Below are 13,189 nucleotides of genomic sequence, written 5' to 3' on the forward strand. Positions count from 1 at the left end.
ACGGACCCAGCCCGGTCAGGCGATGCGGGTGCCCTTCGCGAGCGTGCGCGCGGGAGTGCGGGTGCGCGCCCACGCCCACCACAGCAGCCCGCCGGCGAGCACCACCTGCACCCCGAGACCGACGAACCAGCTCGGCACCGTCGAATCGATGACCTCCTGCGCCGTCCGGTAGGTCTGCTCGGGCTGCACGGCGCACTCGTCGTACCGGGATTCGAATTCGGGCGTCTGCTGCGCCATCCGCACGCCGTACTTGATCTGCCCGAACAGGTCCTCGGGGCTGCCGTACGAGTCGTAGGCGGTCGGGACGGCGTCCGCGAGGATGACGAACGGGTTCGCCGCGAGCAGCCACCACACGCGATCGAAACGCGGTGCCGTGTACGTGCTCGTCTGCCACTGCCCGCACTCCCAGTTCTCCGGCGCGTTGACGCAGCTCTCGACCCCCTCGATGCACCGCGGGTACCCGCGGGCGTCGTATTCGGCGTACCGCTGCGTGGAGGTGAACGTCGACTGCGAGCTCGCCCCGACCAGGCCGAACCCGATGAGCGTGCCGATCGCGAGCGCGGCCACGACGAGGTACGTCGTCGCGACGGAGAACAGCGGGCGGGCGAGGATGCCGGACAGCGCGACGCCGATCGCGGCGACGATCCCGATCTCGACGACGAGCACGAGCGCCGAGACCAGCACGGTGAGCGGAGGCACATCGCCGGCGAGCGTCGCGATCAGCAGGAACGGCACGGCGACACCCGCGAACGCGAGGCCGGTGATCCAGGCGGCGAGCAGCTTGCCGAACAGGATCTCGCCGGTCGTGGCGAGCGTCACCTGCACGCCCGCCAGCGTCGCGGCGTCGCGGTCGCCGTTGATGCTGTTGCCGCTGAGCGTCGGCGAGACGAGCACCACCAGCAGCAGCGTGATGTAGACGACCGTCGAGTAGACGCCCGGACCGCCGGAGCCGCGGAAGCCCCCGAACGCGAGGAACGACAGGGCGGTGACACCGACCAGGATCGCGGCGAAGACGCCGAGCAGCACATACCACGACACCGACCGCACGCGCTGGAGCAGCTCCAGCCGCGCGATCGTCCACAGGCGCTGCGCGTTCATCGGACTCCTCCCCCGTCGCCCGGCCGCGGATCGCCGCCGCCCTCGAGATCCAGGAACGTGTGCTCGAGCATGCCCGTGGCCGCCGAGTACTCCGCCACCGGGAGCCCCGCACCGACGAGCGACGCGAGCGCGGCCGCGGCATCCGCGTCGGACGCGAAGGCGAGCAGCAGGTCGCGGCGGTCGACCGGGAGCAGGCCGGCATCGAGCCCCAGCGTCTCGGCCACCGGCAGCACGGCGGCGCGTGCGTCGCGGTCGGCCAGGCGCAGCCGCCACGTCCGAGTGCGGCTCGCGGCGGCCGCGACCCGCTCGGAGGTGACCGTCTGCCCCTGCACGAGGAAGACCGCGTCGTCGACGACCTCTTCGAGCTCGGAGAGGATGTGGCTCGACAGCAGCACGGTGCGCCCGTCGGCGGCGAGCCGGCGCAGCAGCCGGCGCAGGTCGATGCGCCCCTGCGGGTCGAGACCGGACGCCGGCTCGTCCAGCAGCAGCACCCGCGGGTCGTGCACGAGCGCGCGTGCCAGACCCAAGCGCTGCTTCTGCCCCCGCGAGAGCACGCGTGCGGGGGCGTCGGCGACCTCCGCCAGTCCGACCTCGACGAGCAGCTGCGCCGCACGGGCCTGGGCCACGGCGCGGTCGAGGTCGTACAGGCGCGCCGTCGTGACGATCGTCTCGCGCGCGGTGAGGTTGGGCCAGGCGCCCAGCGAGTCCGGCATCCAGCCCAGCAGCATCCGCGCCGCGCCGGGGTCGGCGACGGGATCGACACCGCCGATGCGCACCTCACCGGCATCCGGTGCCAGCAGGGAGGCGAGCATGAGCAGCAGCGTCGTCTTGCCCGAGCCGTTGGGGCCGACGAGTCCGGTGACGGCGCCCTCCCGGGCTTCGAGCGTGACGCCGCGGACGGCATGCACCTCGCCGAACGAGCGGCGCACATCCCGGGCGACGATGCCTGCTGTGGTCATGCCCTCACCCTATGGGGTGGCTGTGAACAGGTCGGGCAGCCCGGGGTGAACACTCAGCGTGCGCGCAGGAGCGCAGCGCTCAGCGGAAGAACGACACCCCGAGGTCGGGATGGTCGACGAACACGCCGTCGACGCCCGACTCCGCCAGCAGCGCCCACTCCTGCTGCCAATGCCCGTGCGCGGCCTTGTCGCGGCCGCGCCGGAACTGCGGCAGCAGGAACCGGTTCTCCGGACGCGCCGTCCACGTGTACACCCGCAGACCGCGTTCGCGCGCGGCGGCGACGAACGGTGCGGGGCCGGTCGCGCGACCGAGCCGGTCGGGCGCGAGGATCATCTTCTTGTCGACGCTGATCCCGTCGACCGCCCCGACGAGCCCGTCGAGCCCGGCATCCGACACGACGCGCGCGTAGGGGGTCGCGCTCTTCCCGTCCCGCGCGACGAGGTCGTAGGGCGCGCCGGCGGACTCGAGCAGGTACACGTACGTCCCGCGGATGCCGGTGTCCCGCAGTTCGGCCAGCACGGTCGCCTCGAACGACTCGATCACGAGCGGCAGCTCGCCCGCCCCCCAGCCCGCGGCGCGGAGTTCGGCGGCCAGCAGCTTGGCGACGTCGAACCCGGCGGACGCGAAGTAGGTGGCGTGCTTGACCTCGACGACCGCGCCGATCTCGCGGCCCTGGTCGAGCGCGGCACGCCGCACGAGGTCGAGCACGTCGGCCAGCCGCAGCATCGGCTGCGTGCCGTCGAAGGTCGCGCTCGACGGGCGCGTCTGCGGAATGCGCTCGCGGCAGCGCACGGTCTGCAGCTCGGCCCACGTGAAGTCCTCGGTGAACCAGCCGGTCTGCTCGACACCGTCGATCGTCTTCGTCGTGCGGCGGTCGGCGAACTCCGGACGATCGGCGACGTCGGTCGTCGTCGAGATCTCGTTCTCATGCCGCACGACCGCGACCGCATCCTTCGTCCACACGACGTCGGGCTCGACGGCATCCACTCCCATTGCCAGCGCCAGATCGTAAGCCGATCGGGTGTGCTCCGGACGGTAGCCGGGCGCTCCGCGGTGGCCGATGACGAGGGGGCGACGTCTGGGCATGCGACCAGGCTACGGGGCGGGTTCCGCGCGGTTCATAGAGTGCTCACAGCGAGGCCCCGAGACGCCCGAAATCACGTGGGCTACGCTGGAAATCCGCAGTAACTCAGTGCGGCACCCTTCGTATTGGAGTTGAGACCACGATGGCCTCCAGCAGCAACCCCGCTTTCAGCAACCCCGCGTTCCAGGAGCAGCGGCCCGGGCTGACCCCGCCGGCTGCGCAGACCCAGTTCTCCGCGACGTCGCACCAGTCGGTCGACGCCGCGACCCAGGCCCAGCTCGAGGGCGCCTACGCCGCCCCCGCCGCCGGGTCGTTGCAGACCGGTCGCATGACCGTCGAGGACACCGTCTTCAAGACCCTCGGCCTGTTCGCGGTGCTGCTCGTCACCGCCGTCGCCGGCTGGATCTGGACGATGTCGACGGTGTCGGTCACCAACCCGAACCCGACCCTCGTGCCGTGGATGGTCGGCGCGCTCGGCGGCTTCGTGCTGTCGATGATCGTGATCTTCACGTCGCGCAAGAAGGTGCGCCCGGGCCTCATCCTCGGCTACGCGGCCTTCGAGGGCCTGTTCGTCGGCGCGATCTCGGCGTACTTCGAGTTCATCTGGCCCGGCATCGTGCTGCAGGCCACCCTCGCGACCCTCTCGGTCGTCGGTGTGACCCTGGCCCTGTTCGCCAGCGGCAAGGTGCGCGCGTCGAAGAAGGCCACCAAGGTCTTCATGATCGCGATGATCGGTTACCTCGTCTTCTCGCTCATCAACGTCGTGATGATGATGTTCGGCGCCTTCGGCCCCGACAGCGGCGGCCCCTTCGGTCTGCTGAGCCAGACGGTCGCCGGCATCCCGCTGGGTCTCATCATCGGCGTGCTCGTGGTCATCATGGCCGCGTACTCGCTCGTGCTCGACTTCGACTCGATCCAGCAGGGCGTGCGCAACGGCGCTCCCCGCCAGTTCGCCTGGATGGGTGCCTTCGGCATCATGGTCACGGTCGTCTGGCTCTACATCGAGATCCTGCGCATCATCGCCATCCTCCGCGGCAGCAACTGAGTCGAGCGGAGCACGAGCTCCGCAACATCACACGGACTCCGCATCCATTCCCCGGTCTGGATGCGGAGTCCGTGCTTTTCTGCGGGGTTCCCCGCCCGAAGACCCCGGAGAACGGCGGATGCCGGAACCCCGAAGGGCCCCGGCATCCGTTCAGCGCGTGCGCGCGCTCACTCCCATTCGATGGTCCCCGGCGGCTTGCTGGTGACGTCGAGCACGACGCGGTTGACCTCGCGCACCTCGTTGGTGATGCGGTTGCTGATCTTCGACAGCACGTCGTAGGGCAGGCGCGTCCAGTCCGCCGTCATCGCGTCTTCCGACGAGACCGGGCGCAGCACGATCGGGTGGCCGTAGGTGCGACCGTCGCCCTGCACGCCCACCGAGCGCACGTCGGCCAGCAGCACGACGGGGCACTGCCAGATCTCGCCGTCCAGGCCCGCCTTGGTCAGCTCGGCGCGGGCGATGGCGTCGGCGTCACGCAGGATCTCGAGACGGTCAGCGGTGACCTCACCCACGATCCGGATGCCGAGGCCGGGGCCCGGAAACGGCTGGCGGCCGACGATCTCGGCGGGAAGGCCCAGTTCGCGGCCGATCGCGCGCACCTCGTCCTTGAAGAGGGTGCGCAGCGGCTCGACGAGCTCGAACTGCAGGTCTTCCGGAAGGCCGCCGACGTTATGGTGGCTCTTGATGTTGGCGGTGCCGGCACCGCCACCGGACTCGACGACGTCGGGGTACAGCGTGCCCTGCACCAGGAAGCGGATGGGGTCACCCTCGGCCGCGGCCTCGGCGATGAGCTCCTGCTGCACCTTCTCGAAGGCGCGGATGAACTCGCGGCCTATGATCTTGCGCTTCTGCTCGGGGTCGCTGACGCCGGCGAGGGCGTTCAGGAACGTCTCACGGGCGTCGACGGTGATCAGGCGCACGCCGGTGGAGGCGACGTAGTCGTTCTCGACCTGTTCGCGCTCGCCCTTGCGCAGCAGCCCGTGGTCGATGAAGACGGCGACGAGCTGGTCGCCGACCGCCTCGTGCACGAGCGCCGTCGAGACGGCCGAGTCGACGCCGCCGGACAGCGCCGACAGCACGCGACCGGTGCCGACCTGCGCGCGGATGCGCTCGACCTGCTCGGCGATCACGTTGCCGCTGTTCCAGTCGGCGGGAAGACCGGCGGCCTTGTGCAGGAAGTTCTCGAGCACGGCCTGACCGTGGTCGGAGTGCTTGACCTCGGGGTGCCACTGCACGCCGTAGAACTTGCGGGCGTCGTCGGCGAACGCGGCCACGGGGGTCGCGGAGGTGCGGGCGAGCACCTCGAAGCCGGCGGGGGCCTTCGAGACCTGGTCGCCGTGGCTCATCCAGACGTTCTGCTCGGCGGGCTGGCCGTCCAGGAGCGTGCCCTCGGTGATGACCGTGGCATCCGTCGCGCCGTACTCGCGCAGACCCGTGTTGGCGACCTCGCCGCCGAGGGTCTGGGCCATCACCTGGAAGCCGTAGCAGATGCCGAGCGTCGGCACGCCGAGGTCGAAGACGCCCGGGTCCAGGCGCGGCGCGCCCTCTTCGTACACCGACGACGGTCCGCCCGAGAGCACGAGGGCGACGGGGTTGCGCTCGGCGATCTCGGCGGCCGTGGCGGTGTGGGGGACGATCTCGCTGTAGACGCCGGCCTCGCGCACGCGCCGCGCGATGAGCTGCGCGTACTGGGCTCCGAAGTCGACGACGAGGACGGGTCGCTGATCCGTCTCGGTCTGGGTGGTCACCGCTTGTTCTCCGTGGGGATCTCGTGGGTCAGGGAAGAGTGCTCGGCACGCGAGTGCAGCTCGTCGGCCTCGCGCTGGGCGAGGTAGGCCTTCACCTCGCGGCCGACGCGCGCCTCCATGAAGAACGACAGGAGGGGAACGATGCCGCCGAGTGCGAGCATGATGAAGCGCACGAAGTTCCAGCGCATCAGGCTCCACACCCGGAAGCACGCGAACAGGTACACGACGTAGAACCAGCCGTGCGCGATGAGGATGCCCAGCGACAGGTTGGCCCCGTCGCCGGTGGACTCGCCGAAGGCGTCGACCTGGGCGAACCACAGGAACCCGCCCGACCCGCCGAGGAACAACTCGTAGTGGAAGGCGTACTTGATGATCATCTCGGCGCACAGCAGCAGCAGCATGACACCGGTGATCACCGAGGCGATCTGGTAGAACCGCAGCGCGCCCCGGATCGCCGGAAAGCTGGCGAGCTTGGGCTGAGGCATGGGGTCCAGTCTAGTTGTCGGCGGGCGCCGCCCCGGCGGCCTGGCGCTCCTCGAACGCCTCGACCTCCTTCTCGCGCGCGTCGCGGGCGAGCCGGTACCACATGTAGAACGCGAAACCCGCGAAGATCGCCCACTCGAGCGCGTAGAAGATGTTGAGCCAGTTGACGCTGGACCGCTCGTTCGGCGCCGGGGAGTGGATGGCCTCGAGGCCGCCGAAGGCCTCCGCGCTCGTGAGGTAGGAGCGATAGACGTCGAGGCCGTCGATGTCGTGCCAGATCCCCAGCAGCGCGGCGGGCGACATCCGCGTCATCTCGGTCGGGTCATCGCGCGGCGGCAGGGCGGGGCCCTCGTCGGAGATGATCCGGCCGGTGAGCGAGACGTCCTGCGGCGGGTCGTCCGTCAGCGCGGATGCCGCGGCCTCGGCCTGCGCGCGGTCGGCGGTCCAGCCCACCGCGACGGCGAGCGAGGTGGGCGTGTCCGTTCCGGCGACCCGCAGCTGGCCGGCGACCCAGAAGCCCTCCGCGCCGTCGTTGTACCGCGAGGAGATCACCGTGAAGTCGCCCGGGACGAAGGAGCCGGTGACCTCGACCTTCTGTCCGACGAGCGGCTCCGCCAGGTACTCCCCCGGCTCGGCGACCTCGGCGAGCGGACGCAACTGCTCGGTCGCACCCGCGGGCGGCGGGTCGGTGTCGATGGCGCTCGACAGCTGCCACTGACCCAGCCACGCGAAGACCGCGGCGACCACGAGGGCGAGGGCGAGCATCGCGATCCACCACGGCCGCAGCATCACCTCGCGCAGCGTCGGCGGGAACTCCCCCGCGGGCGCGGTCGGATCGGGCGCGGGGGTCGTGCTCACGGTGCTCACACGTCGTACGGCGCGACGACGACCTCGACGCGCTGGAACTCCTTGAGGTCCGAGTAGCCGGTGGTCGCCATGGACTTGCGCAGCGCGCCGATGAGGTTGGCGGTGCCGTCGGCGACGGGCGCCGGACCGTAGAGGATCTCCTCGAGCGGCGCGACCTGGCCCACCTCGACGCGCTTGCCGCGCGGGAGCTTCGAATGGTGCGCCTCGGGGCCCCAATGGAAGCCCTGGCCGGGAGCGTCGGTCGCACGGGCGAGTGCGACGCCGAGCATGACGGCATCCGCGCCCATCGCGAGAGCCTTGACGATGTCGCCCGACGTGCCCACTCCGCCGTCGGCGATGACATGCACGTACCGGCCGCCCGACTCGTCCAGGTAGTCGCGGCGCGCGCCGGCGACGTCGGCGACAGCGGTCGCCATCGGCGCGTGCACGCCGAGGGTCGCGCGGGTCGTCGACGCGGCACCGCCGCCGAAGCCGACGAGCACGCCGGCCGCGCCCGTGCGCATGAGGTGCAGCGCCGCCGTGTACGTCGACGCGCCGCCGACGATGACGGGAACGTCGAGGTCGTAGATGAACTTCTTCAGGTTCAGGGGAGCGGCATCCGAGGAGACATGCTCGGCGGAGACCGTCGTGCCGCGGATGACGAACAGGTCGACACCGGCGGCGACGACCGTCTCGTACAGGTCCTGCGTGCGCTGCGGCGTGAGGGCGCCCGCGACGGTCACGCCGCCGGCGCGGATCTCGGCGAGACGGTCGCGGACGAGCTCGGGCTTGATCGGCTCGGCGTAGAGCTCCTGCATGCGGCGGGTGGCCTCGACGGCGGGCAGACTCGCGATCTCGGCGAGCAGCGGCGCCGGGTCGTCGTAGCGCGTCCAGACGCCCTCGAGATCGAGCACGCCGAGTCCGCCGAGCTGGCCGAGCATGATCGCCGTCTCGGGGCTCATGACCGAGTCCATCGGCGCGCCGAGGACGGGGATGTCGAAACCGAACGCGTCGATCGACCAGGCCGTCGAGACGTCCTCGGGGTTGCGCGTGCGCCGCGAGGGCACGACCGCGATGTCGTCGAACGCGTACGCGCGGCGGGCGCGCTTGGCGCGGCCGAGCTCGATGTCCATACTCACGGTCTCAGCCTACCCGGGGTGCCTCTCACTCATGCCGCGGCACCCTCGTCGTCACGCGTCGCGGTCGGCGGATGCCGGCGCTCAGGCAGATGCGGAAGCAGACGCGTCGGCCGCGCGCTGGTTCGCGAGCGCGTCGGCGTCGTCCTCGCCCGGCTCGGCCGGCTCGCCCAGCGACAGCATGAGGCGGTTCGCCCAGGCGAAGAACGCCGCCGCCTCGACGACGTCCTGGACGTCGCTGCGGGTGAGCCCGGCATCGAGCAGGGCGCGGACGTGGTGCGCGCCGAATCGGGGCGGTGAGGCGGTGAGCGCCGCCGACGCGTCGACGATCACACGCCACCGCTCGTCGAGATCGGTCTCTACCCCCTCTTCGAGCAGGCGGCGGACCTCGTCCCCCCGCTTCGTGAACGTCACAGTGAAACGCGAGTGGACGCTCGCGCACAGCTCGCACCCGTTGACCCGCGAGGCGACGGTCGCCGCGAGCTCGCGCTCACCGCGACCGAGGCCGGGGCGCGCGAGGAAGATCGCCCGGTCGAGCGCTGTGCGCGCCTCGAGCGAGGCGGGGTGCCATGCCAGCAGACGGAAGTAGGGCGAGTCGGGCCAGACGCTCGATTCGTAGGCGTGGATCTGTTCGGGCGAACCGGTCTCGGGCCCGACGGGTTCGGCCCACGCGTGCCAGGCGCGCTCGGCCGTCGTGAATCGTGTGCTCATCGCGAGCCTTCCTCGTGGATCTCGTGGCCGAACAGATCGTCCTGCACGCGCAGCGCCTGCGCGACGCGCACCTGGTAGCTGACGAGTCCGACGATCTGCCCGAGGACGACGATCTCGGCGGCACTCCAGCCGGCGGCAACGAGGCCCGCCAGGTCGTCGGCCGTCGTCGAAGCCGGCCTCGTCACGAGAGCGTCGACGTGCCGCAGTGCCGCGCGCAGCCTGCGCCCGGCGCGCACCCCCGCGGCACCGTCGGCTCCCCCGACGGCCAGGTCCGCGGCGTCCGCCACACCGCCGGTCCGGGCGAGGTACCAGTCCGCCGCGGAGCGGTCGCCCTCGAGCCACGCGGCGCGCGCCGCGATCAGGTGGCGCAGATCCCGCCCGACGCCGGGCACGGGGTCGTCCAGCGGCACGGCGAACAGCGCGTCGTAGGCCGACTGGGCCGCCTCGCGCACCACCGGTCGGTGGTCGCGTGGGCGATCGTCGTCGATCTCGGCGATGTCGCGGATCACGTCAGTCATGAGCCCTCCTCGGGTCGGGTCGGGTCGTCGGCTCGTCGCCGGGGCGGATGCCGTCGGCCAGCGCGATCGGGTCGAGAGCGGCGTCACCCGCGCCGGCCGCACCCCCGCCGCCGAGATACGCCTCGCGGACGCCCGGATTCGCGAGCAGTTCGCGGGCCGTGCCGGCGACGGCGATCTCGCCCGTGCGCAGCACGTAGCCGCGGTCGGCGACCTGCAGGGCGAGCTCGGCGTTCTGCTCCACGAGGAACACGCTGACGCCGAGCTCCTGCGAGATGCGCGAGATGTGCTCGAGCACCCGCTCGACCACGATGGGGGCGAGCCCCATCGTCGGCTCGTCCATGCAGATCAGTCGCGGGCGGCTCATCAGGGCGCGGCCGAACGCGAGCATCTGCTGCTCGCCCCCCGACATCGTTCCGGCGAGCTGTCGCCGCCGCTCGCGCAGCCGCGGGAAGAAGGTGTAGACCTCGTCGAGCGTCGCACGCACCGCCCGATCACGCCGGGTGTACGCGCCGGTGAGCAGGTTGTCCTCGACGGTCATCTCGGGGAACACCCTCCGCGCCTCGGGCACGGACGCGAGACCCGCCTGCACGCGCCGCGGCGTCGACCACTTCGTGATGTCGGCCCCGTCGAGGTGCACCGACCCCGCCGCGGGGCGGACGAGCCCCAGGATCGTCTTCATCGTCGTCGACTTGCCCGACGCGTTGCCGCCCAGCAGGCACACGACGTGCCCGGCATCCAGCGTCAGCGACACGTCGCTCAGGGCCCGGCTCGGGCCGTAGTCGACGCTGACGCCCCGGAACTCCAGCAGCGGCTCACTCATCGTCCATCGCCTCCGCGAACGCCTTTCCGAGGTAGGCCTCGACGACGCGGGGATCGCGTCGCACCCGATCGGGCGGACCCTGCGAGATCACGACGCCGTCGTCGAGCACGAGCACCCGATCGGACAGCGTCATCACGAGGTCGATCTTGTGCTCCACGAGCAGGATCGTCTGGCCGCGCCGCTTGAGCTCCTGCAGCTGCTGCAGCACTTCGGCGGTCTCGGTCTGGTTCATCCCCGCCGTCGGCTCGTCGAGCACGAGCAGCCGCGGAGCGGACACGAGGGCGCGCGCGATCTCGGTGCGCCGGCGGTTCGCATACGACAGGGTGTACGCGTACTGCGCGATGCGGGGCGCGAGTCGCGTGCCGAAGCGGTCGAGTTCGCGAGCGACGCGTTCGCGGTCGGCCGCGTCCTGCTGCCGGCGGGTACGGGACGGGACGAGCGCGGATGCCGTCTCCGCCAGCAGCGGGATCCAGCGGAGCCCCACGAGGTGGCGCAGCCGCGGGAACGGGCGCCCCACCCGCTGCACCGGCTCCAGCCCGACGAGCACGTTGTCGGCGACCGTGAGGTTGCCGATGACCCGCCCGTTCTGGAAGGTGCGTGCGAGGCCCAACTCGGCGATGCGGTCGGGCCGACGGCCCATGATCGACCGGCCGGCGACACGGACCGATCCGGCCGATGCGGGCAACGTGCCGGAGATGATGTTGAGCGTCGTCGTCTTGCCGCTGCCGTTCGGCCCGATGATCGAGACGACCTCACCCTCCCCGACGTCGAAGGTGACATCGTCGACGACCGTCATGCCGCCGAAACGCTTGACGAGTCCGCGCACTTCGAGAAGCGCCGTCATGACGCCACCTCCTTCCGTCGCCCGGTGGCTTTCCGCCACACGCGCGCGACCGGTTCGACGTGCGACCACAGCCCCTGCGGGCGCACGAGGATCAGCACGAGCAGCACGATGCCGTAGAAGAGCAGCCGCCATTCGGCGAGCGGGCGGAACAGCTCGGGGATGCCCACGAGCACGATCGCGCCGACGACCGCTCCCATGGGCGCCCGCAGTCCGCCGAGGATCACGATCGTGACAGCGAGGACCGACAGCGAGATGCCGAACTGCGCGGGCTCGATGTAGGTCACCTGCGAGGCGTACAGCGCGCCCGCGAAGCCCGCGAGGGTCGACCCGAGTCCAAACGCGAGGGACTTGTACGCCGCGGGGTGGATGCCGGAGGCGGCGGCGGCGACCTCGTCCTCGCGGACGGCGGCCCACGTCCGTCCGAGGTGCGAGGAGCCCAGACGCGAGGCGAAGACGACGCCCACGACCAGGATCGCGAAGGTGAGCAGGTACATCCCGGTGGCCGAGCTGATCGGCACACCGAACAGATCGGGCCGCGGGATGCCGAAGATGCCCCGCGCACCGTTCGTGAGATCGGGCAGGTTCAGCGCGAGTGCGCCGATGAACGCGCCGGTCGCGAGGGTCGCCATCGACACGTAATGTCCGCGCAGCCGCCAGGTCGGTGCTGTGAGCACGACGCTGATGACCGCAGCGAGCAGACCCGCCGCGAGGAAGGCCGGCCAGAACCCCCAGCCCGCCTTCGTCACGAGCAGCGCCGAGGTGTAGGCGCCGACGGCGAGCGCCCCCGCCTGTCCGAGCACGATCTGACCGGCGAACCCGCCCGCGAGAGTGACCGAGAGGGCGAAGAGGGCGTAGATCCATACGAGGGAGCCCGTCCGCAGCAGGTAGTCGCCCGCGACGAGCGGTACGAGGGCGCCGACGACGATGAGCCCGAGCGCCACCAAAGGCGGTAGGCGCAGCGGCCGGCCGGCGCCGAAGAACGTGCCGGTCATCGGTTCGCTCGCGATCGTCGGAACCTTCCCGAGGATCCCGCCGGGCCGGATCCACAGCACCAGGATGAGCGAGCCGAAGGTGATCAGCTGGCGCACCGAGTCGCCCCCGAGCGCGACACCGAAGGCCTCCGCGACGCCGAGCACGAGCCCGCCGACGATGGCTCCGGGCAGCGATCCGAGCCCGCCGATCGTCGCGGCGGCGAAGGCCTGCACGCCCGCGGTGAATCCCATCGACGGCGCGACGTTCGAGAAGTACATGCCGACGAGCACGCCCGCGACACCGCCGAGGGCCGACGCAATGACGAACGACAGCGCCTGCACGCGCGCCACCGGGATGCCCATCTGCGCGGCGGCATCCGCATCCTGCGACGTGGCGCGGATCGCACGACCCAGCCGCGTCCGGGTGAGGACGATCGCCAGCACGCTCACGCACACGACGCTGACGCCCACGATGACGAGCGCGATCGTGCCGAACCGGAAGCCGAACAGCTCGAGGTTGCTGCGTTCGAGCAGCGCTGGGAACCTGCGCGTCTCGGCCCCGAAGGTCCGCTGCGACGTGTTGTCGAGGATGATCCCGACGGCGAAGGTCGCGAGCAGCACGGCGATGCCGGGCGCGGCCCGCAGCGGCCGCACCGCGACGAGGTAGATCGCGAGGCCGAGCACGCTCGTCGCGAGGACGACGCCGGTCAGCACCGCCCACAGCGGCCAGCCGAGCACCGCCGCGAGGAACCACCCGAGCATGCCGCCGATTGCGAAGACGGCCCCGTGGGCGAAGTTGACGATGTTCGAGACGCCGAAGATCAGCGAGACGCCGACAGCGAGCAGGGCGTACGTGCTGCCGCTGACGAGCCCCGCGAGGAGAATGTCCATGATGTTGCCTCTCGTGGCGCAGGCCTGGGCGCCC

General features: G+C 71.3%; 13 protein-coding genes. 1 reads left to right on the plus strand and 12 read right to left on the minus strand.

What is annotated here, in order from left to right; translation table 11 throughout:
• Nucleotides 1-15: 15 nt before the first annotated feature.
• From C7474_RS12285 to C7474_RS12295, 3 genes are all read right to left on the minus strand, one after another.
• Nucleotides 16-1,098 carry an ABC transporter permease gene (locus C7474_RS12285; protein ID WP_121060339.1) on the minus strand — a complete coding sequence of 361 codons (1,083 nt, stop codon included), beginning with the start codon at nucleotides 1,096-1,098 and terminating at the stop codon, nucleotides 16-18.
• Nucleotides 1,095-2,057 (minus strand): ABC transporter ATP-binding protein, encoded by a 963-nt coding sequence (locus C7474_RS12290; protein ID WP_121060340.1) that lies wholly within the window; start codon nucleotides 2,055-2,057, stop codon nucleotides 1,095-1,097. The genes C7474_RS12285 and C7474_RS12290 overlap by 4 nt, the downstream gene beginning before the upstream one ends.
• 79 nt (nucleotides 2,058-2,136) lie before the next feature.
• Nucleotides 2,137-3,144, minus strand: a complete 1,008-nt coding sequence (locus C7474_RS12295) for a glycerophosphodiester phosphodiesterase family protein (RefSeq protein WP_121060341.1) — start codon at nucleotides 3,142-3,144, stop codon at nucleotides 2,137-2,139.
• Between the two features lie 140 nt (nucleotides 3,145-3,284).
• Between C7474_RS12295 and C7474_RS12300 the strand changes: the two genes are divergently transcribed.
• Nucleotides 3,285-4,187, plus strand: a complete 903-nt coding sequence (locus C7474_RS12300) for a Bax inhibitor-1/YccA family protein (protein WP_121060342.1) — start codon at nucleotides 3,285-3,287, stop codon at nucleotides 4,185-4,187.
• 167 nt (nucleotides 4,188-4,354) lie between these two features.
• Here the strand turns inward: C7474_RS12300 and guaA are convergent, their stop codons facing one another.
• From guaA to C7474_RS12340, 9 genes are all read right to left on the minus strand, one after another.
• A complete protein-coding gene (gene guaA / locus C7474_RS12305) occupies nucleotides 4,355-5,935 on the minus strand; it encodes a glutamine-hydrolyzing GMP synthase (RefSeq protein ID WP_121060343.1) in 1,581 nt (526 codons plus the stop codon).
• Nucleotides 5,932-6,420 (minus strand): DUF3817 domain-containing protein, encoded by a 489-nt coding sequence (locus C7474_RS12310; RefSeq protein WP_121060344.1) that lies wholly within the window; start codon nucleotides 6,418-6,420, stop codon nucleotides 5,932-5,934. Before C7474_RS12310 ends, guaA begins: the two co-directional genes overlap by 4 nt.
• A 10-nt stretch (nucleotides 6,421-6,430) precedes the next feature.
• On the minus strand, nucleotides 6,431-7,276 hold the full coding sequence (locus C7474_RS12315) for an SURF1 family cytochrome oxidase biogenesis protein (protein WP_422385804.1): 846 nt from the start codon (nucleotides 7,274-7,276) through the stop codon (nucleotides 6,431-6,433).
• A gap of 5 nt (nucleotides 7,277-7,281) precedes the next feature.
• On the minus strand, nucleotides 7,282-8,397 hold the full coding sequence (locus C7474_RS12320; RefSeq protein ID WP_121060345.1) for a GuaB3 family IMP dehydrogenase-related protein: 1,116 nt from the start codon (nucleotides 8,395-8,397) through the stop codon (nucleotides 7,282-7,284).
• 87 nt (nucleotides 8,398-8,484) lie between these two features.
• Complete coding sequence (locus C7474_RS12325; protein WP_121060346.1) at nucleotides 8,485-9,111, minus strand: peroxidase-related enzyme; 627 nt, start codon at nucleotides 9,109-9,111, stop codon at nucleotides 8,485-8,487.
• A complete protein-coding gene (locus C7474_RS12330) occupies nucleotides 9,108-9,629 on the minus strand; it encodes a hypothetical protein (protein ID WP_121060347.1) in 522 nt (173 codons plus the stop codon). Before C7474_RS12330 ends, C7474_RS12325 begins: the two co-directional genes overlap by 4 nt.
• On the minus strand, nucleotides 9,622-10,449 hold the full coding sequence (locus C7474_RS15170; RefSeq protein WP_199692445.1) for an ABC transporter ATP-binding protein: 828 nt from the start codon (nucleotides 10,447-10,449) through the stop codon (nucleotides 9,622-9,624). Before C7474_RS15170 ends, C7474_RS12330 begins: the two co-directional genes overlap by 8 nt.
• Complete coding sequence (locus tag C7474_RS15175) at nucleotides 10,442-11,293, minus strand: ABC transporter ATP-binding protein (protein WP_199692446.1); 852 nt, start codon at nucleotides 11,291-11,293, stop codon at nucleotides 10,442-10,444. The genes C7474_RS15170 and C7474_RS15175 overlap by 8 nt, the downstream gene beginning before the upstream one ends.
• Nucleotides 11,290-13,155, minus strand: a complete 1,866-nt coding sequence (locus C7474_RS12340; RefSeq protein WP_199692447.1) for an ABC transporter permease — start codon at nucleotides 13,153-13,155, stop codon at nucleotides 11,290-11,292. The genes C7474_RS15175 and C7474_RS12340 overlap by 4 nt, the downstream gene beginning before the upstream one ends.
• Between the last annotated feature and the right edge of the window lie 34 nt (nucleotides 13,156-13,189).

The organism is Microbacterium telephonicum, from assembly GCF_003651225.1.
Classification (GTDB): domain Bacteria; phylum Actinomycetota; class Actinomycetes; order Actinomycetales; family Microbacteriaceae; genus Microbacterium; species Microbacterium telephonicum.

What these genes read in the sequence shown, in the direction of transcription:
- C7474_RS12310 (WP_121060344.1), bottom strand. Translation starts at nt 6,420, where the DNA reads ATGCCTCAGCCCAAGCTCGCCAGCTTTCCGGCGATCCGGGGCGCGCTG.
- C7474_RS12295 (WP_121060341.1), bottom strand. Translation starts at nt 3,144, where the DNA reads ATGCCCAGACGTCGCCCCCTCGTCATCGGCCACCGCGGAGCGCCCGGC.
- C7474_RS15170 (WP_199692445.1), bottom strand. Translation starts at nt 10,449, where the DNA reads ATGAGTGAGCCGCTGCTGGAGTTCCGGGGCGTCAGCGTCGACTACGGC.
- C7474_RS12300 (WP_121060342.1), top strand. Translation starts at nt 3,285, where the DNA reads ATGGCCTCCAGCAGCAACCCCGCTTTCAGCAACCCCGCGTTCCAGGAG.
- C7474_RS12285 (WP_121060339.1), bottom strand. Translation starts at nt 1,098, where the DNA reads ATGAACGCGCAGCGCCTGTGGACGATCGCGCGGCTGGAGCTGCTCCAG.
- C7474_RS12340 (WP_199692447.1), bottom strand. Translation starts at nt 13,155, where the DNA reads ATGGACATTCTCCTCGCGGGGCTCGTCAGCGGCAGCACGTACGCCCTG.
- C7474_RS12325 (WP_121060346.1), bottom strand. Translation starts at nt 9,111, where the DNA reads ATGAGCACACGATTCACGACGGCCGAGCGCGCCTGGCACGCGTGGGCC.
- C7474_RS12320 (WP_121060345.1), bottom strand. Translation starts at nt 8,397, where the DNA reads ATGGACATCGAGCTCGGCCGCGCCAAGCGCGCCCGCCGCGCGTACGCG.
- C7474_RS12330 (WP_121060347.1), bottom strand. Translation starts at nt 9,629, where the DNA reads ATGACTGACGTGATCCGCGACATCGCCGAGATCGACGACGATCGCCCA.
- C7474_RS15175 (WP_199692446.1), bottom strand. Translation starts at nt 11,293, where the DNA reads ATGACGGCGCTTCTCGAAGTGCGCGGACTCGTCAAGCGTTTCGGCGGC.
- C7474_RS12290 (WP_121060340.1), bottom strand. Translation starts at nt 2,057, where the DNA reads ATGACCACAGCAGGCATCGTCGCCCGGGATGTGCGCCGCTCGTTCGGC.